Below are 17,001 nucleotides of genomic sequence, written 5' to 3'. Positions count from 1 at the left end.
ACGATCACCGCGCCAGAAGACGCCCACGATCGAGAGTGACACGGGTGTCGATCATGGATACGTCGACATCGGCGTGCGAGATCAGAAGAACAGTCCTGTCTGCCGCGGCACTCAGCAGGTCTGCGATCAGCCTGTCGGCCAGATCGACTTCGACGTTCGCCGTCGGCTCGTCGAGCACGATGACGTCGAAATCGCGCAGCAGCGCGCGTGCAAGGGCTATGCGTTGCGCCTGGCCCCCTGAGACCAGCAGGCCCCGTTCTCCGACACGAGCATCCAGCCCGCCCCGCTCGAGAACCCACGCGGACAGGCCGACACGGTCGAGCACGCTCATGAGCTCGGCATCCGTCGCGTCGTCCTGCGCGAAGAGCAGGTTCTGCCTGATGCTCTCGTCGAACAGGTACGGGTTCTGCTCGCAGAGGCCCACGTGATCACGCACAGCCTGGGGCGACATGGCCTTCACGTCGCGACCGGCGAGAAGATAACGCCCGTCCGCCTCGATGAATCGCACGAGAAGGTGTGCGAGAGTCGTTTTGCCTGCTCCGCTCTGCCCCTCGACCAGCACTTTCTCGCCGACACGGATGCTGAGGCTGATTCTCTCGAGAGAGCGTTCGGATGCACCGGGCCAGGTGGCGTTCACCTCGTCGAGGGTGATGGCCGGGCCATCCGGGGTGAAGACCACCGGCTCTCCATCATCGTCATCGGCGTCACCGATCCGGTCGATGGGGATCGAATCCGGAATCCGTGCGGGCGCGACGGCGGCGAGACTGACCGCGCTCGCCCGCACCTGACGCCACGCGGCAAGCGCAAGGGGGACCATCGCGACGATCTCGAATACGGCCATCGGCACAAGCACGATCACGGCGAACGCGGGGCCGGTGAGACCGGCGCTCGCGTCGAGCGCCGGGATGCCCGCGAACAGGGCGATCACCACCGCGATTCCCGAGAACAGGCTCAGTGCACCCGCTGCGACTCCCGCGCCGACGGCTCGTCGTGACAGGGCCTTCGTGAGGGCGGCGTCCGCGGCGGCCACGCGTCCGCGGTACTCGGCGTCTGCACCGAACGCGATGAGCACGTCGAGGGTTCCGACGTAGTCGAGCACGGCGTTCGTCAGGGTCGCCCGTTTCGGCGCGATGGAGCGCTCGGCCCCGGCAGAGACGGCACGCACGGCAGCGCTCGCGACGAGAAAACCCAGAACGAGGCAGGCAGAGAGACCGATGGCCGCTCCTGGGGACAGCAGGGCGACACCCGCGACAGCGATCACGGCCACGCCGAGAGAGGTGACCAGCGGCTGCACCACGCGCAGGCTCAGGTTCTGCAGCTCATCGACGTCTGACACCATCGCTTCGAGCACCGACCCTCGTCTGGTGCGGCCGAGTCCGGCCGGAGCCAGCGGGATCAGCCGCTCGAGCAGGTTCACACGCACGTTCTCGAGCTGCCGGAAGACTGCATCGTGAGTGGCTATGCGTTCCAGGTAGCGAAAGAACGCTCTCCCGAGGGCAAACCCTCTGACCCCGACGACGGCCATCGACAGATACAGCACGGGCGGCTGCTCGGCGGCGCGCGTGATCAGGAAGGCACTCGTCGCCAGAAGCGCAACTGTGCACAGAGCGGCGAGGATGCCGAAGAAGACCCCGGGAAGGTTTCGTCTCGTGTGGGGCAGAGCTGTGGCGAGCACTGCTCGCTCGTCACCCGACAGGCGTCCAGCTCTCATCCGACGACCTCTTCTTCACATATCCCGGCGCGACCGTGCGCGTCCATACGGACGACGCGATCTGCGGCGTCGATCATGCTCTGCCTGTGGCTGACGACGAGCACGGCGATGCCGACGGCGGTGAGTTCACGGAGCCCGTCGATCAGACTCGCCTCTGTGCGATGATCGAGCGCCGAGCTGGGTTCGTCGAGCATGATGAGCTCACCGTCCGAAGCGAGCACACGATAGACCGCACGCGCAATCGACAGACGCTGCGCCTGACCACCGGAGACACCGGTGCCGTGCACCCCGATGATCTGGTCGACGCTCACATCGTCGGCTGCTGCGATGGCCATGGAGCGGGCGAGAACCTCCTCGTCGACGGCCTCTACCCCAAGGGCGACATTCTGCCTGACGGACCCCGCGACGAGGCTGGGCTTCTGCGGTGACCATCCCGTGCGCTCACGCGGCGCGGCGCGCACGAGGCCGGACGCCGGGACGAAACCGTTGATCACCTGGATCGCCGTGGACTTGCCCACACCGCTCGGTCCCGTGATCACCGTCAGCTCCGCAGCACGCGCGGTCAGGTTGAGCGGGCCGACGACCAGGCCGTCACCGTGGTCGACGGTGACGTCGACCAGTTCGACCACCGCCCGGTCGCCGCGCATGAGGTCGAGCCGTTCCAGCCGGTCGGGCGCATCGTGCGCGTCGCCCGAGCCCACCTCGTCCAGCACGTCGAAGGCATCCTGCGCGGCGGCCAGTCCCTCGGCTGCCGCATGAAAGTTCGCTCCCACCTGCCGCAGCGGCAGGAACGCCTCCGGTGCCAGCAGAAGCACGAAGAGCCCGATGGCGAACGGCATCTGTCCGTCGATGAGGCGCATGCCGATCGTCACGGCGACGATCGCCACGGACAGGCTGGCCGCGAGCTCGAGGGCGAAGCTCGAGAGGAATGAGACCCGCAGCACCTTTATGGTCGCGAACCTGTACTCACGGCTGATGCGCTGCATCCGCTCGATGAGCCGTGTCTGCCTGCCGAAGATCTTGAGGGTCGCGAGACCTCCGATGGAGTCGGCGAAACCGGATGAGAGCCGGCCGAGCGTGGCCCATTGTCGCTGCTGGGCGGCCTGGGTCGCCCAGCCGATGAGTGCCATGAACACCGGTATCAGCGGCAGCGTGATGACGATGATGACCGCAGAGATCAGGTCGAACCACGCGACCACGGCGACGATCATGGGCGTCGCGATCAACGTCAGGATCAGCTGGGGAATGTACTTCGCGAAGTAGTCGTCGAGAGCGTCCATGCCGCGCCCGATGAGCGTCGCGAGCGAGGCGCCGCTGCGCCTGGACACCCACGCAGGACCGAGATCGGTCACCGCGCTGACGAGAGCCAGGCGAAGCTCGCTCTTGACGACCGCGGCCGCACGCGCGCCGGCGGCATCCGTCGCCCAGACGAAGCCGCCCCGCAGCAGCACAACGGCAGCCAGGCATCCGATGAGAGGGACGAGGCTCCCGATCGGCTCGCCGGCGATCGCCCCGTCGACGATCGTCGCGACGAGCCAGGCGAAGCCGACGGTGCAGAGCGTCTGCAGAAAGCCGATCACTCCGCCGAGAGCGAGCGCCGAACGCGAGCGCCTGGCATACCGAAGCAGCCTCGGATCGAGCGGCTTCACGTCGACGGCGCCTTCGCTCCGCCGTCTGTGGTCGCATTCGCCCCCTCGATGTGCGCGCGGGTGACCCGCTTGCGGAACACCCAGTACGTCCAGCCCTGGTACAGCAGGATCAGCGGAAGCGCGATCAGCGCCGTCCACGACATCACTCCGAGCGTGTATGGACTCGACGATGCGTTCACGATGGTGAGGCTGTTGGCGGGATCGTTGCTCGCGGGCATCACGGCGGGGAACAGTGAGGCGAAGAGTGCGAGAACAGCCGTGGCCGTGGTGAGCGCGATCAGGCCGAACGCCCAGCCCTCTGCACCGCGGGCGTTGGCGACAAGAGCGGCGACGAGAGCCGCAGCGGCGACCGCGGCGAAGACGGCAGCGGCGGGCGTGCCGTGGGTGAGCACGGTCCAGGTGAGAAACACCGCGGCGACCACAACAGCGACGATGCCGACACGTGCGGCGAGCCTGCGAGCCCTGACGCGCAGGTCGCCATCGGTCTTCAGCGACACGAAGACCGCGCCGTGGGTGAAGAACAGCAGAAGAGTCGTCACACCCCCGAGCAGCGCGTATGGGTTCAGCAGGTCGAAGATGCTTCCCGTGTAGTTGTGGTCGGCGTCCAGCGGCACACCCTGCACGATGTTCGCGAACGCGACGCCCCACAGCAGAGCGGGAACCGCAGACCCGATCACGATCATCCGGTCGAAGCGACGCTTCCACAGCGCCTCCGGGCGCTGATGCCGGTATTCGAACGACACGCCCCTGGCGATCAGGGCGAGCAGTATCACGAGCAATGCCAGATAGAACCCGCTGAACAGCGTCGCATACCACTCGGGGAACGCCGCGAACAGACTTGCGCCCGCAACGATGACCCAGGTCTCGTTGAGGTCCCACACGGGGCCGATCGTGTTGATGATCTGGCGCCTGTCCGTGTCGTCACGGCCGAGGAACGGAAGCGACATGCCGACACCGAAGTCGAATCCGTCGAGAACGAAGTACCCGACGAAGAAGAACGCGATAATCCAGAACCACAGTACGGTGAGATCCATCATCAGCTCCTAGTAGACCGTCTCGATGATCTTCGGCGCAGAACCCGCGTCGTCATCGTCATGCGTGACCGTCAGACCCGTCTGCGCGGCCTTTTTGATCAGCTTGAACTCCACAACGGCGAGGACCCCGTATATCGCGGTGAACGCGAGGAGCGAGATCAGCACCTCGACTCCGCTCACGCCGGGCGACACACCGTCCTCGGTTCTGAGCAGGCCGAACACCAGCCACGGTTGCCGGCCCATCTCGGTGAACACCCAGCCGAGGATCATGGCCGCCAGAGACGCCGGGAACGACCAGATGGCGACCTTCCAGATCCAGCGCTGCCGCGGCATCCGCCCTTTCCTGGTGATCCAGAGTCCGACGACGGCGACGAAGACGTGCATCAGGCCGAGTGCGATCATCCAGCGGAACGACCAGTAGGTGACCCAGACGATCGGTGCGTAGTCGCCAGGTCCGTACAGCTGGACGTACTGTTCCTGCAGGTTGTTGATCCCCTCGACGGTCCCATCGAACGTATGGGTGGACAGGAACGAGAGCAGGTAGGGCACCCGGATCGAGAACAGTTCGGACGAACCGTCGGGTGTGCCGAGCGTGAAGAGCGAGAAAGAAGCGTCGTACCCGCTCGAGGTGTTGTACATCGCCTCTGCCGCTGCCATCTTCATGGGTTGCGTCGCGACCATCGTCAGGCTGAGCTGGTCTCCTGCGAGAACCGTGAGCACACCGGACACCGCCATCGCCCACATCCCGAACTTCAGAGCGGGACGCATGGTGTCGAGGTGCTGGTTTCGTGAGAGGTGCCAGGCCGCGACGGAGATGACGAGCCCGGCCGACACCATAAAACACGCGAAGATCGTGTGCGGGAAGGCGGCGAGAACCACGGGGTTGGTCAGGACCTCGCCGATGCTCGTGAGCTCGGCGCGTCCTTTCTCTTCGTTGATCGCGAACCCGACGGGGTTCTGCATAAACGCGTTGGCGGCCAGGATGAAATAGGCGGAGGTGATCGACCCGACGACAACCGCCCAGATGGATGCCAGGTGCAGGCGTGGCGGGAGCTTCTTCCATCCGAAGATCCACAGTCCGATGAACGTCGCCTCGAAGAAGAAGGCGAGAAGCCCCTCGAATGCGAGAGGTGCTCCGAACACGTCGCCGACGAACCGGGAGTAGTCCGACCAGTTCATGCCGAACTGGAACTCCTGAACGATGCCGGTGACGACACCCATCGCGAAGTTGATGAGAAAGATCTTGCCGAAGAACTGCGTCAGCTGCAGGTAGTGCACCCGCCCGGTACGGACCCACGCGGTTTGGAATATCGCGACAGTCGCCGCCATGCCGATCGTGAGCGGCACGAACAGAAAGTGGTAGATGGTTGTCAGGCCGAACTGCCAGCGCGAGAGCAGCAGCGGGTCGAGGAGCTCGTTCACGTCACCTCCGCGGTGATATCCCGATCGTTCTACGGAGTGTAGAAGACCAATCTCTACACAGTGTAGAACATTTGTCTACGCCATGTAGAACTATTGGGGAAAACCCCGTAGTCTGTTCTTATGGCGACACTCGGTGAACTCGAACGATCGGTGATGGACGTGCTGTGGGCTGCTGACAGCGCGCTCTCGTCCGGTGACCTCCGAGATCGGCTGATGCAGCCGGGAAGCGACGGCCACGTGCACAGGGAACTGGCATCGACCACTGTGCTGACGGTGCTCTCGCGACTCGAGAACAAGGGCTTCGTCGAGCGTGATCGCGACACGCGCCCGCACCTGTACCGCGCGGTGACGACGCGGGCCGAGCACACGGCAGAATTGATGCATGAGGTCCTCGGCGCCGTGCCAGACCGCGAGGCGGCTCTTGCGCGGTTCATCGGGCAGGTATCACCAGAAGAGGCGGCCACGCTTCGCCGCCTGCTCGGGGCACGCGGCGAGAACTGACGCAGCGGGCCGGCTCTGATGTTCGTCGCGTCGGTCGCCCTCGCCTGTCTTGCCGTCTGCCTGGCGTGGCCCGTGCCCATCGCTCTCTCGCATGCCAGGTGGCCGTCACGAGCTCCCGGCACTGCGCTCGTGCTCTGGCAGGCGATCGCCCTCGCGGGAGGGCTCTCGATGATCGGGTCCCTCGTGACCTATGGGCTGATCCCCTTCGGCCACACGCTCATCGACGGCGTCGATGCACTTGTTGCGCACACCATCGCCGGCACGTTGCCCCCAGACGCATCCATCGCGCACGCCTTCGCCCTGTGCTTCGCCTTTCTGCTCGCGCTCCACCTGCTGCTCAACCTCGCCCTCACCTCCATCCGCACAGAGAGGCAGCGGCGCAGGCACCATTCGCTCGTCCAGCTGCTGAGCGCTCCGATGCCCGATGCGCCCAACACACGGCTTCTCGAGCATTCGGCGCCCGTGGCCTATTGCCTGCCCGGTGCTATCAGGTCGGTCACAGTGCTCTCTGGCGGACTCCTGGAGATCCTCGATGCGGAACAGCTTCGCGGTGTCATCGCACACGAACGAGCGCATCTGGAACAGCAGCATCACCTTGTGCTCCTCGCGTTCAAGTCGTGGCACAGCGCACTCCCCTGGTTTCCCATCGCCAACCGTGCTGAGAACGCCGTTGCGCTCCTCGTGGAGATGCTTGCCGACGACCGCGCACGTCGCGAGGTCGACGATCACACACTCGCCACGGCGATCGCCCTGGTGGGCACAGGTGCGTCGGCGGACGCCCATGGCCCCCTCGCGTCTTCCGACACCCTGACACCCGCCTCGCACGAGGCCGAGGCGCACCCCGCCGAAGCAGGCATGATCGGTCCGCGGATCTCACGGCTCCTGGCCGAGGACTCACCAGACCCCCTCACACTCAGGATTGCCGTCATCACGGCGTCGGTCGCGCTGCTCGCCGTGCCGCCCGTGCTGCTCCTGCTCAGCTGATTCCTCTAGTATCTCGGTGTGAACGACGTCCTCACCTGGTTGCTCGATACCGTGCAGGGCGTCGACCCGTTCCTGCGCACCCTGATCGCCGGTGTCGCCATCATGCTCGAGACATCGGTTCTGATCGGTCTTGTGGTGCCGGGTGACACGGTCGTCATCGTCGCTGCGACGGGCGTCGACGGACCGTTCCAATTCGTCGCACTCGTCGTCACCGTGCTCCTCGGCGCTCTCATCGGGGAGAGCATCGGCTTCGCACTGGGCCGGTTCTTCGGGCCGCGCATTCGCGCCAGCGGGCTCGGTCGCCGGATCGGCGAGCACAACTGGGTGCGGGCCGAGAACTATCTGGCCAAACGCGGAGGCATAGCCGTCTTCATCTCACGATTTCTTCCCGTGCTGCACTCGCTCATCCCGCTGACCGTCGGGATGAGCGCGATGAGATACCGCACCTTCATCGCCTGGACGGCCCCGGCCTGCCTGCTGTGGTCATCCGCCTACGTCTCGGTGGCCTCGGCGGCGGCGGGAACCTACCGTGAGCTCGCCGACAGCCTGCACTTCGCCGGTTATGTCTTCGTCGGGATCCTGGCCGCGTTCCTCGTCGCCGCCTGGGTCGTCAAGACTCTGCTGCACAGACGTGAATCACGCCACATGCACAACGAGCAGCAGCCGGAACCGACGGATGACGTCTGAACGGGTGTCATCGCCAGACGAACGTCGTCGCTCACCCCTGTGACGAATGCATGACAGACTGTGTGGGTGTCAGAAGCTCAGCCCGCCTCTCCAGGAGCAGACGACGCAGTACCTATGAACAGGACTCCTCGCATCCACAGGGCCGCTCGTCTCGACGACTGGTTCCTGGACTGGCGACAGCGTCGCGCTCGCAAACGCGGTCGTGTCGCGACGGTGATTCCCTATGCCGGTTACGGCTCCGCCGATTGGGTGCGTGTGCTCGGCCGGGTGCTCATGGCCGCGCCAGACGATCTCGTCGCGTCGCCGTCGGATTCGCCGCAGCAGAGGATCAGGGGCTGGCGCAGCTTCACGAGCATTCCCGTCGGTGACGCACAGGTCACCATCACCGTCGGAGACACCGAGCACAGCGTGACGGCTGACCGCGGCGGCGTGATCGACGTCGTGCTTCCGGCCTCGCTCGTGCCCGGCTGGCAACCGGTCCGCTTTCGGACGGAGGCGTCACCAGAGACCACAGCGCAGATCTACATCGTCGACCCCGCCGTGCGGTTCGGAGTCGTGTCAGACATCGACGACACGGTGATGGTGACGGCGCTTCCGCGTCCGCTGGTCGCGGCATGGAACTCCTTTGTGCTCGACGAGCACGCCCGCACGCCCGTGCCGGGCATGTCGGTGCTGCTCGAGCGCCTCGTGAGGTCGCACCCCGGCGCCCCCATGATCTATCTGTCGACGGGTGCCTGGAACGTCGGACCGACGCTCACCAGATTCCTCTCGCGGCATCTGTACCCCGCCGGCTCCCTGCTCCTCACCGACTGGGGACCGACCCATGACAGGCTGTTCCGCAGCGGCCGCGCGCACAAGCAGGAGAACCTCGAGAGACTGGCGACGGAGTTCCCCGACATCAGATGGGTTCTCGTGGGCGACGACGGCCAGCACGATGAAGACATCTATGGCGAGTTCGCCCAGAAACACCCGCAGAGTGTCGCGGCTGTGGCCATCCGCCAGCTGTCCACGAGTGAGGCGGTTCTCGCGGGCGGGCGCTCGAAGCCCGAAGACCATGGCCGGGCGAGCCCGAAGTGGGTCTACGCCCCAGACGGCGCGGGTCTTCTCGACCAGCTCGAGCAACTCGGTCTTCTGTGAGACGCATCGAGGCGACGCGCCCCGTCAGCGGCGGCTGCTAGCCTGACCGCATGATCAGCGCCCACGACACCCGCAGTCGACGATGACGCCGGTTCTCACCGCTGCCGCCGTCAGGCAGCAGCGTCTCGCCAATCAATTGCTGTCCGACCGTCACGCTCGCACACCACAGGCGCATGTCGCCGAAGGCGGATCAGACATCGCCGATGTGGTCCGCCACATGCACGCCATGCAGGGGCAGGATCTCGCCGGCCTTCTCTGGTCGCTCGCGGTCAGAAGCCCCAACTCGCCGACCATGGCTCAGGTGCGCGATGCGTTCGACAGCAGGCACCTCGTGCGCTCGTGGCCGATGCGGGGCACACTGCACGCCATCGCCGGCGAAGACCTCCGCTGGATGCTGTCGCTCACCGCCGCGCGGACGACGGCCGGTCTGGCGAGCCGCTTCCGCGAGCTGAACCTCGGCACCGCAGAGTTCACACGCGCCGCCAAGGCCGTCGAGAGTGCATTCTCAGCGCATGAACGCCTTTCACGGGCCGACCTGATGACCGCGATCCAACGCGGCGGCGTCGACCCCACCGGGCAACGAGGCCCGCACCTGCTCGGTCATCTCGCGCGCCAGGGCCTCATCTGCCTCGGCCCGTTCGAGAGCAGCGAGCAGCTCTTCGTGTGGTGCGACGACTGGATCCCGAGCGCGCCTGCGCTCACGCGCGACGAGGCTCTTCACGAACTCGCGCGCCGCTATCTTCGAGGGCATGGGCCGGCATCCGTCGACGACCTCGCATGGTGGGCGGGCATCACCCTCGGCGACGCCCGCACCGCCGTGGCGAGCCTCGAAGACGACGTCGAGCGGGTGAGCGCCTCTGGGGTGGAGCTCGTGCGGCTTTCGTCGTCAGTCTCGGCATCCCCGTCATCGCGCCTTGTGCATGCGCTGCCGGGATTCGACGAGACGGTGCTGGGATATCGCAACCGCGCCTTCACCATGCACGTCGACCACGGCTCACGCATCGTGCCGGGCAACAACGGCGTCTTTATGCCGACCGTGCAGAACCGCGGGCGCGTTGTGGGCACCTGGAGCAAGAAGGAACGAGCCAGGTCGATCGACATCGGACTCACCCCGTTCGAATCGATCAGCACCTCGACGCGCACCGGTTTCGAACGCTCGATCCAGGCATACGGCGCTTTCAGGGGGAAGCCGGTGACCGTTGTCGTAGCGTAGACACATGCGCATCGTCCCGAAGATCAGAACGGCATCGCGGCTGCCGCTTCTGCAGGTCGCCAAGACGAGCGTCGCCACCATCCTCGCCTGGGTGGTCTCCGGTCTCCTGCTCCCCGTCCAGCTCCCGATCTTCGCGGCCATCGCCGCCCTGCTCGTGGTTCAGCCGAGCATCAACCAGTCTTTCGGGCGCGCCGTCGAACGCAGCGTCGGGGTGATCATCGGCGTTGTGATCGCGCTCGGGATCAGCCTGCTCTTCGGCGAGCAGACCTGGATCGTGCTGATCACCGTCGTCATCGCGATCTTCGTCGGATGGCTGTTCCGCCTCACTCCCCCGTCGGCGAATCAGATTCCGATCAGCGCGATGCTTGTTCTCGCGATCGGCGCCGCCTCACCGGAATACGCCGTCGAACGCATCGTCGAAACCCTCATCGGAGCCGCCATCGGGCTCATCGTCAACGTGATCATCGTTCCGCCCGTGCGCCTGGGGCCGGCACGAGAGGCCGTCGGCCTGCTCGCCGCCGAGGTCGCGCAGTCACTCGATCGGCTCGCCGCCGCGCTGCGGTCTCCGCAGTCGAGGCAACAGCTCGATACGCTCATGATCGAGGCGAGACTGCTGCGGCCGATGCGAGAGGCAGCGCAGGCGGCGCTGGCCGAGGGAGAGGAGTCCCTCACTCTCAATCCACGGCGCACAGCTCACAGACGGGCGCTCTCTGAGACCGAGCAATTGCTGAATCGGCTCACGGCCATCGTGACCCGCACCGTCGGCATGACCCGCGCGTTCCGCGACCACTATGCCGAAGATCTGCACCATGACGGCACCGTGCAGTCGATCGCCACCGAACTCGAGCGAGCGGCGCACGATCTGCGACTGCTCACGAGACCGCCCGAACAGGTTCAGGATGCCGACGGTGGCCAGAGCGCCCCGATGCCGGCGCTCACAGCACCACTCATCATCCGCCGTCCCCACCCCGATCATTGGATACTGATCGGCTCCCTGATGGAGGACCTTCGCCGCATTCGGGAAGAGATCGTGGGCGAATAGCTGCTCAGCGCATGTGCTGCGCACCGGCGACCGCCCCGTGGGGCGAGACGCCCCGTTCGGGGAGCGGCGGCATGGGCAGATCGTGCAGAGAGCTGATCGAGCTCACCGTCGCGAATCCCTCCTCAAGCAGCTGTGCGTCGCTTCCCGGCTCGAGAGGGTCAGATGGATCGGCGACAGACAGCCGGATGCGCTTGTCGTGGCGTTCCGCCATCGTGGTCTGCACGATACCGAAACTGGCGAGCGTCGCCGCCCTGAGCTCGGGCATACGGTCGGAATCGCACTGAGGCACGTTGAGGTTGAAAACGGTTCCCTGCGGCTGATCGAGCAACAGCGGCACAAGCTCTTGCGCGAGCCGTGCGGCGACGCTCCAGCGCGGTTCGGGCGTCTTCGGGCCCACATCGAGAGAGACCGCCAGGCCTCGCTTGCCGTTGACGCCGGCCGTGACCGCCGCACCGACGGTTCCGGAGTGCAGGACGACGCGCCCCAGGTTCACTCCCCGGTTCACTCCGGAGAGCACAAGATCCGGAGGGTCGCCGAATGCACCGTGGCCTGCAACGAGAGCGATGAGCGCCGGAGCCGCATGCACCGCGAAGCAGTCGATGCCGTCCAGCCCTTCCAGATGCCGGCGCTCCACAAGGATCCCGCCGTCGCTCTCTGTGGCCGTGATGGCCGCTCCGCTCCCGCTTCGCTCCGACTCCGGTGCCGCCACCACCACGTCAAGACCGGCCTCGACGGCTGAATACGCCAGCCTCAGCAGCCCGGGAGAATCGATTCCATCGTCGTTTGTGATCAGCGTCCGCATGTTCGGCCCCTCACCGGTTCGCGATCAAGGTCCTCACCATCGTTCGTGACCGGCGTTCTCACCGTCGGGCTCACCGCTCCTTCACCCTCCTCGCGAGTTCATCCGGGCTGATCGTCGTCGTTCGTTCGCCGTCTTCGACCGGATACAACCGCACGCGACCCCTGAGCTCATAGACCGTCTCGCCTTCCCCCGTTCCCAACCCGTGACGAGTGACGTTGAGTGCTCCTGCTGCTGCCCCCAGCGCAACCGCTTCTTCGATCGACCCACCGGCCGCCAGCGTCGCAGCCACGCCCGCGGTGAGCGAGTCGCCGGCTCCGCTGGTGTCGACGGGCTGCATGGTGGGAAGATGCACCTCGTTCACACGTCCGTCCGCGAGGAGCAGCGCCGCCTCGGCTGCCCGGGTCACGATGACGTGGCCGACCCCTCTCTCCCGCAGCCCGTGCATGGCACGCACGAGCTGCCCCACATCCGTGTCGGTGACGAAGCCGTCTGACTTGAGCTCGGTGTCGCTCACCTTCAGCACGTCGATGCCACCAGAGATCGCCGCGGTCAGGCGCTCGCCCGACAGGTCGGCAATCACCGTGCAGTCGGAGGCACGCAGATCAGCGGCAAGACGGCGATAGATGTCGGCCGGGACGACTTCGCTCCCCATCGGCCCGCTCAAGATGGCGGTCCCGCAGTTGAGGGCCGCGCGCAGGGTGAGGCCATACAGCTCGTCGATCTCGTGACGAGAGAGCGGTGTTCCCTCGCTCTCGGCGATCGCGATCCGATCACCCCTGCGACGGTCGTGCACGTATGCGGCCCCTCGCGCCTGCCGCCGCACGGCCAGCACACGAAATCCCTCGTCGTCGAGCAGATGCTCGACGATACGACCGGTCTCACCCGAGAGAGCACAGCACATCGTGACGTCGATGCCGAGCGCTCGAAGCATTCTCGCCTGCCAGACGCCCTGTCCTCCGGCATGCACATGGATGTCGGCAGCGTCCGCCTGGTCTTCGATCGTCACCGTCAGAATCGGCGAAGGCGAGAAGATGACAACACCCCTCGCCGTTCCCCCGCTCGGCGGGGCTGACGGTGTCTTCCGGGTCATGAGGCGGCTCCTCGATCGGTGAGACGACGTGATCCCTGCTCTCACGTTACTCGTCGACCCCTCGCTTTCACAGGCGTGCCGCCGAAGCCGTCAGCGCCTGACCATCGGCATCCACTCCGCGCCGATCTGCCGGCGCTCGACGAGCAGGCGGAGCGCGGCGTCATCGATCTGCTGCTCGGCGATGCGCCCCTGCTCGACGGCTGCCACGACATCGGCGACGATCGTCGCTGGATCGACGGCGCCGAGGATGTACAGGATCATCGTGTTCCCCGCCGCGAGGGCACGTATAACGTTCTCCGACGGATTCTGGTACTCCGGCAAGCCGGTGTTCACGAGCATGCCCATGTCGTCTGTGATCGTGATCCCGTCGAAGCCGAGATCGTTGTGCAGGACGTCATGCCACCCCGGCGACAGCGATGCCGGCTGCGGGTCGACGGCGGTGTATGCCAGGTGCCCGAACATCACGGCCCCGGCGCCCGCATCGATCCCGGAGACGAACGGGACGGCGTCCGACGCCAGCCAGTCGTCGAACGTCTTGGCCGTCGACGGCACGCTGACGTGTGAGTCCCCCGGCGCAGAGCCGTGCCCGGGAAAATGTTTGAGAGTGGACAGCACCTCACCGGATTCTCCACGAACGGCCGCGGCGACGCGCTCCGCAGCAGAGTCGGGAGTCGTTCCGAGCGCTCGCCCGTAGATGAACGAGCCGGGGTCTGCGGTCACATCGGCCACGATTCCGAAATTGATGTTCACTCCGGCGTGCGAGAGCAGCTGTGCCCGTGCGGCGAAGGCTGTCTCTGCAGCGGCTGGCTCCTCGAATTTGAGGCTCCGGGCTGCCGGCCAGTGATCGGACTCGATTCGCTTGACCTCCCCGCCCTCCTGGTCGATGCCGATGAGCAGGGGAACCCTGGGGTCTGGCGTGATCTCGATGACGAGCCGGTTGAGAGCATCCACGTCCGCGGGCATGTTGTCACCCATGAGAATGAGACCCCCTGGCTGATGCGTCTCAACGAAGGAGCGGATGCGGGCGGCGTCCGTGCCCGGAACGTGCAGCATCAGCGTGCTGGCGATCTTCTCCTCCAGTGACATCGACGCGAGTGTTCGCCGTGCCCACGCGACCGTCGCGTCTGGACGGGGCTCAGCCGTCGTCTCGGGCGCGCTCGCCGTCGGTTCGGGCGGGGCACTGCCCTCACCCGTGCACGCCGTCAGGGCGAACACCACGAGGAGAGCGGCCCCCAGCGCGCGACGGGCCCGGGAAGCGGAGCCACGTCGCAGGACGGGGTGGGGCGACATAGCCCCAGCCTAGGCCTGTGCGGTGAGACCGTTCACTCGAACCAGGGCGTGTATGCAGCGACCTTTGTGGTCTGCCCGGCCGCGGTCAGGGCATCCTTCACACGTTCCCTGACCCGGATGTTCGCGACTCCCACAAGCGAGACGGCGCCGAGCGGCACCGATTCGGCGACAAGGGCCTCCGCGACGCGCGCCCGCTCCCTGCCATCGTCGCCGTCGAAACGCTGGAATGCCCGGTTCACGCCGGTCTCGCTCGTCTCGATGCGCGCCAGGTCGTCAGCGGAGTCGTCGTCTGCCACGGCGAACCCGACAGGAATCTTCTCGCGCGTCAGGGGTCGCACCCGATCGATGGTCGTCACGAAGACGACATAGTCACTTGGCGGAAACTCATACGCGGCTGGCGACAGGCGCGAATCGCGAGAGCCTATCCTCAGGTTGGTCCAGGTGTCGGCATCCGGAGTGAGAAAGAAGGGGACATACGCCGACACCGGATGCCCGGCGACGAGAACCTGGCGCCGCCTGTCGCGCTGCGCTGACGAGCTGATGTCGACGCGGCGGAGTCCGCCACCCGCCAGATCGGCATCGGCAAGAAGAGCGCCGTGCTCGAGGATTCCGTCGAGATTGTCGATGTGGCTGACGTGATACAGCCGCCGCTGGCCGAGGTCGACGACCTCTGGCTCATGCTTGGCGCTGCCCAGTGCGGGGCGGGAGGTCCTGCTCGCCTTGCGTCTGACAGGCGTGGCCGCTGTCTCTGACTGAGGGGGCTCCTGAGGGAAACACGTGGCACATTGGCCGACATCGAAGCCGTGGATACATTCGTCGCTCAAAGCGCACCTTTCGGGTAACATGCGGTCGCTCAGCAGGCAGCGAGGTCGAGACCGCATCTCTAACGTTACGTTGCTTACCGGCACCACGGGAACAATTGCCGGCGCGAGCTGATCTCGTTCACAGGACGAGAGTGGATCAACCCACCGCTCACAACCGTCGCATCGACGTCGTCGCACCGCAAGATCTCACAGGTGAGACCGGCGTCAGCGAACAGTCGAGCGGTCTCTCGCGCCTGGCGCTCACTTGTCTCGACCACCACGCGTCCCCGTGGCGAGAGCCATTCTCCTGCCGCGGCGAGCACCCGTCGTTGGATCGCCAGGCCATCGGTCCCGCCGTCGAGAGCCGACCGCGGTTCCCAGTCACGTGCTTCTCGCGGCATCAGCTCGATCGCCCGGCTCGGCACATAGGGTGCGTTCGCAGCAACCACATCGATCTTCCCGCGCAGAGCGGACGGAAGCGGGTCATAGAGATCGCCTTCGAAAACCCGACCGCGTGCTCCGATGTTCGCGCGAGCACATCGAACGGCGCTCGCCTCACAATCAGACGCGAGGAGCTCGACGTCGCGGAGCGACGTCGAGACGGCGAGACCCACCGCCCCCACTCCGCAGCACAGGTCGAGCACCACCGGGTTCACGAGGGGCGCCGCCAGAGCTGTCGACACCTGAGCGAGGAACTCGGTGCGTCGCCGGGGAACGAAGACGCCGGGTTCGACGACCAGCCGCAGGCCGGCGAACTCCGCCCAGCCCACGATCTGCTCCAAGGGCTCACCGACGATCCGCCGGTGGACCAAGGCGTCGAGGTCGTCGTCGTTCTGCGCGGCCTCGCTCAGGAGCGCTGCCTCGTCTTCGGCGAAGACGCAGCCGGCGAGGCGGAGGGCGGTGATGGTGTCGCTGAAGCGACGTGAAGAAATGCCAGACATGGGGAGCCCTTCAGAAGGGGGCCTCCCTGGTGCACGACGTCAGCCGAGTGGGCGGGTGTGCGAAGGGAGCACCCGTTGCGTTGAAGCGGTAATGGGTCTCACCTCCTTCTGCCGTGTCCGAGTTCTGTCGTGTTCGAACTCGCCCACACTACCAGCGAACGACGAGCAGGGACGTCGCGAGCACCGGTGTTGCGGCTCTCGAGGCGAACGCCGAACGCGACCTGCTCGAGATCATCTGCCCGTGTGCGCCGGATCGCGAGCGTCACGCTCGGCCGACCGCTCCTTCTTCTGGCGCCGATGCTCCTTGGCCTTGGCCAGCCCGGTGCGAACGGCAGCATTCGCCCGTGTGCTCACCTTCTTCGCACCCTCGAACTCCGTGCCCAGAATGGCGAGCCCTCCGAGAGCGATCAGGCTGCCTGGCCCGGGCAACGGCATGAGGACGATTCCGAGAGCGACAGTCGTCGCGCCCGTCACCCCGACAGACGTCCGGTAGGCGCGGTTCACACGCGGGTGACGGCGGATCACCCGTCTCGTCTTATGAAAGACGCCAGAAGAGCGGCCGTCAGACCGGCCGCCGGCCGTGCCATTCGCAGCATCCATGGCGCCAGGGTAATACACCAGCCTTCGGGTCCCCTCCATGTCGTCGAACCCGTCGTCGAACCCGTCGTTGAACCCGTCGTTGAACCCGTTCGGGA

16 protein-coding genes are annotated in these 17,001 nt (G+C 66.1%); 6 read left to right on the top strand and 10 right to left on the bottom strand.

Translation table 11 applies throughout. The features are described 5' to 3' along the window. Positions 1–4 precede the first annotated feature (4 nt). Genes cydC through ACYVF5_RS07820 form a run of 4 tightly spaced genes read right to left on the bottom strand, consistent with a single transcriptional unit; the run spans position 5 to position 5,816 of the window. The gene (cydC, locus tag ACYVF5_RS07835) at positions 5–1,711 is read right to left on the bottom strand and encodes a thiol reductant ABC exporter subunit CydC (RefSeq protein ID WP_460945004.1); all 1,707 of its coding nucleotides are present in this window, start codon (positions 1,709–1,711) and stop codon (positions 5–7) included. Continuing rightward, positions 1,708–3,360 (bottom strand): thiol reductant ABC exporter subunit CydD, encoded by a 1,653-nt coding sequence (gene cydD, locus ACYVF5_RS07830; protein WP_460945002.1) that lies wholly within the window; start codon positions 3,358–3,360, stop codon positions 1,708–1,710. Before cydD ends, cydC begins: the two co-directional genes overlap by 4 nt. After that, positions 3,357–4,394 carry a cytochrome d ubiquinol oxidase subunit II gene (cydB, locus tag ACYVF5_RS07825; RefSeq protein WP_460945000.1) on the bottom strand — a complete coding sequence of 346 codons (1,038 nt, stop codon included), beginning with the start codon at positions 4,392–4,394 and terminating at the stop codon, positions 3,357–3,359. Before cydB ends, cydD begins: the two co-directional genes overlap by 4 nt. A 9-nt stretch (positions 4,395–4,403) precedes the next feature. Next, a complete protein-coding gene (locus tag ACYVF5_RS07820; RefSeq protein WP_460944998.1) occupies positions 4,404–5,816 on the bottom strand; it encodes a cytochrome ubiquinol oxidase subunit I in 1,413 nt (470 codons plus the stop codon). Between the two features lie 120 nt (positions 5,817–5,936). Between ACYVF5_RS07820 and ACYVF5_RS07815 the strand changes: the two genes are divergently transcribed. The 6 genes from ACYVF5_RS07815 (at position 5,937) to ACYVF5_RS07790 (ending at position 11,380) form a co-directional block, all read left to right on the top strand. Then, entirely contained in the window at positions 5,937–6,317 is a 381-nt protein-coding gene (locus tag ACYVF5_RS07815) for a BlaI/MecI/CopY family transcriptional regulator (RefSeq protein WP_460944996.1), read from the top strand. Between the two features lie 18 nt (positions 6,318–6,335). After that, complete coding sequence (locus ACYVF5_RS07810; RefSeq protein WP_460944994.1) at positions 6,336–7,301, top strand: M56 family metallopeptidase; 966 nt, start codon at positions 6,336–6,338, stop codon at positions 7,299–7,301. Between the two features lie 18 nt (positions 7,302–7,319). Beyond that, positions 7,320–7,988: a DedA family protein gene (locus ACYVF5_RS07805; RefSeq protein WP_460944992.1), complete on the top strand. Its 669-nt coding sequence runs from the start codon at positions 7,320–7,322 to the stop codon at positions 7,986–7,988. A 114-nt stretch (positions 7,989–8,102) separates the two neighbouring features. Then, the gene (locus tag ACYVF5_RS07800; RefSeq protein WP_460944990.1) at positions 8,103–9,125 is read left to right on the top strand and encodes an App1 family protein; all 1,023 of its coding nucleotides are present in this window, start codon (positions 8,103–8,105) and stop codon (positions 9,123–9,125) included. 82 nt (positions 9,126–9,207) lie between these two features. Further along, positions 9,208–10,338, top strand: coding sequence for a winged helix DNA-binding domain-containing protein (locus ACYVF5_RS07795; protein WP_460944988.1), 1,131 nt, complete (start codon positions 9,208–9,210; stop codon positions 10,336–10,338). 4 nt (positions 10,339–10,342) lie between these two features. Continuing rightward, complete coding sequence (locus ACYVF5_RS07790) at positions 10,343–11,380, top strand: FUSC family protein (protein ID WP_460944986.1); 1,038 nt, start codon at positions 10,343–10,345, stop codon at positions 11,378–11,380. Positions 11,381–11,384: 4 nt separating this feature from the next. Here the strand turns inward: ACYVF5_RS07790 and surE are convergent, their stop codons facing one another. From surE to ACYVF5_RS07760, 6 genes are all read right to left on the bottom strand, one after another. Then, positions 11,385–12,182 (bottom strand): 5'/3'-nucleotidase SurE, encoded by a 798-nt coding sequence (gene surE, locus ACYVF5_RS07785; RefSeq protein WP_460944984.1) that lies wholly within the window; start codon positions 12,180–12,182, stop codon positions 11,385–11,387. 70 nt (positions 12,183–12,252) lie between these two features. After that, complete coding sequence (locus tag ACYVF5_RS07780) at positions 12,253–13,272, bottom strand: PfkB family carbohydrate kinase (RefSeq protein WP_460944982.1); 1,020 nt, start codon at positions 13,270–13,272, stop codon at positions 12,253–12,255. A gap of 90 nt (positions 13,273–13,362) precedes the next feature. Then, on the bottom strand, positions 13,363–14,562 hold the full coding sequence (locus ACYVF5_RS07775) for a glycoside hydrolase family 3 N-terminal domain-containing protein (RefSeq protein WP_460944980.1): 1,200 nt from the start codon (positions 14,560–14,562) through the stop codon (positions 13,363–13,365). Positions 14,563–14,594: 32 nt separating this feature from the next. Then, the gene (locus tag ACYVF5_RS07770; protein WP_460944978.1) at positions 14,595–15,386 is read right to left on the bottom strand and encodes a DarT ssDNA thymidine ADP-ribosyltransferase family protein; all 792 of its coding nucleotides are present in this window, start codon (positions 15,384–15,386) and stop codon (positions 14,595–14,597) included. Positions 15,387–15,460: 74 nt separating this feature from the next. After that, positions 15,461–16,306 carry a putative protein N(5)-glutamine methyltransferase gene (locus tag ACYVF5_RS07765; RefSeq protein WP_460944976.1) on the bottom strand — a complete coding sequence of 282 codons (846 nt, stop codon included), beginning with the start codon at positions 16,304–16,306 and terminating at the stop codon, positions 15,461–15,463. Between the two features lie 231 nt (positions 16,307–16,537). Next, the gene (locus ACYVF5_RS07760; RefSeq protein ID WP_460944974.1) at positions 16,538–16,906 is read right to left on the bottom strand and encodes a PGPGW domain-containing protein; all 369 of its coding nucleotides are present in this window, start codon (positions 16,904–16,906) and stop codon (positions 16,538–16,540) included. Positions 16,907–17,001: the final 95 nt, after the last annotated feature.

The sequence above is a fragment of the Okibacterium endophyticum genome (genome assembly GCF_054780075.1).
Note: the sequence above shows the minus strand (reverse complement) of the source record. Positions and strands in the feature narration are given on the sequence as shown.

Excerpts from the sequence above, each read along its gene's own strand:
- cydC (WP_460945004.1), bottom strand. The coding sequence starts at position 1,711 with ATGAGAGCTGGACGCCTGTCGGGTGACGAGCGAGCAGTGCTCGCCACA.
- cydB (WP_460945000.1), bottom strand. The coding sequence starts at position 4,394 with ATGGATCTCACCGTACTGTGGTTCTGGATTATCGCGTTCTTCTTCGTC.
- ACYVF5_RS07815 (WP_460944996.1), top strand. The coding sequence starts at position 5,937 with ATGGCGACACTCGGTGAACTCGAACGATCGGTGATGGACGTGCTGTGG.
- ACYVF5_RS07810 (WP_460944994.1), top strand. The coding sequence starts at position 6,336 with ATGTTCGTCGCGTCGGTCGCCCTCGCCTGTCTTGCCGTCTGCCTGGCG.
- ACYVF5_RS07800 (WP_460944990.1), top strand. The coding sequence starts at position 8,103 with ATGAACAGGACTCCTCGCATCCACAGGGCCGCTCGTCTCGACGACTGG.
- ACYVF5_RS07795 (WP_460944988.1), top strand. The coding sequence starts at position 9,208 with ATGACGCCGGTTCTCACCGCTGCCGCCGTCAGGCAGCAGCGTCTCGCC.
- ACYVF5_RS07790 (WP_460944986.1), top strand. The coding sequence starts at position 10,343 with ATGCGCATCGTCCCGAAGATCAGAACGGCATCGCGGCTGCCGCTTCTG.
- surE (WP_460944984.1), bottom strand. The coding sequence starts at position 12,182 with ATGCGGACGCTGATCACAAACGACGATGGAATCGATTCTCCCGGGCTG.
- ACYVF5_RS07780 (WP_460944982.1), bottom strand. The coding sequence starts at position 13,272 with ATGACCCGGAAGACACCGTCAGCCCCGCCGAGCGGGGGAACGGCGAGG.
- ACYVF5_RS07775 (WP_460944980.1), bottom strand. The coding sequence starts at position 14,562 with ATGTCGCCCCACCCCGTCCTGCGACGTGGCTCCGCTTCCCGGGCCCGT.
- ACYVF5_RS07765 (WP_460944976.1), bottom strand. The coding sequence starts at position 16,306 with ATGTCTGGCATTTCTTCACGTCGCTTCAGCGACACCATCACCGCCCTC.
- ACYVF5_RS07760 (WP_460944974.1), bottom strand. The coding sequence starts at position 16,906 with ATGGATGCTGCGAATGGCACGGCCGGCGGCCGGTCTGACGGCCGCTCT.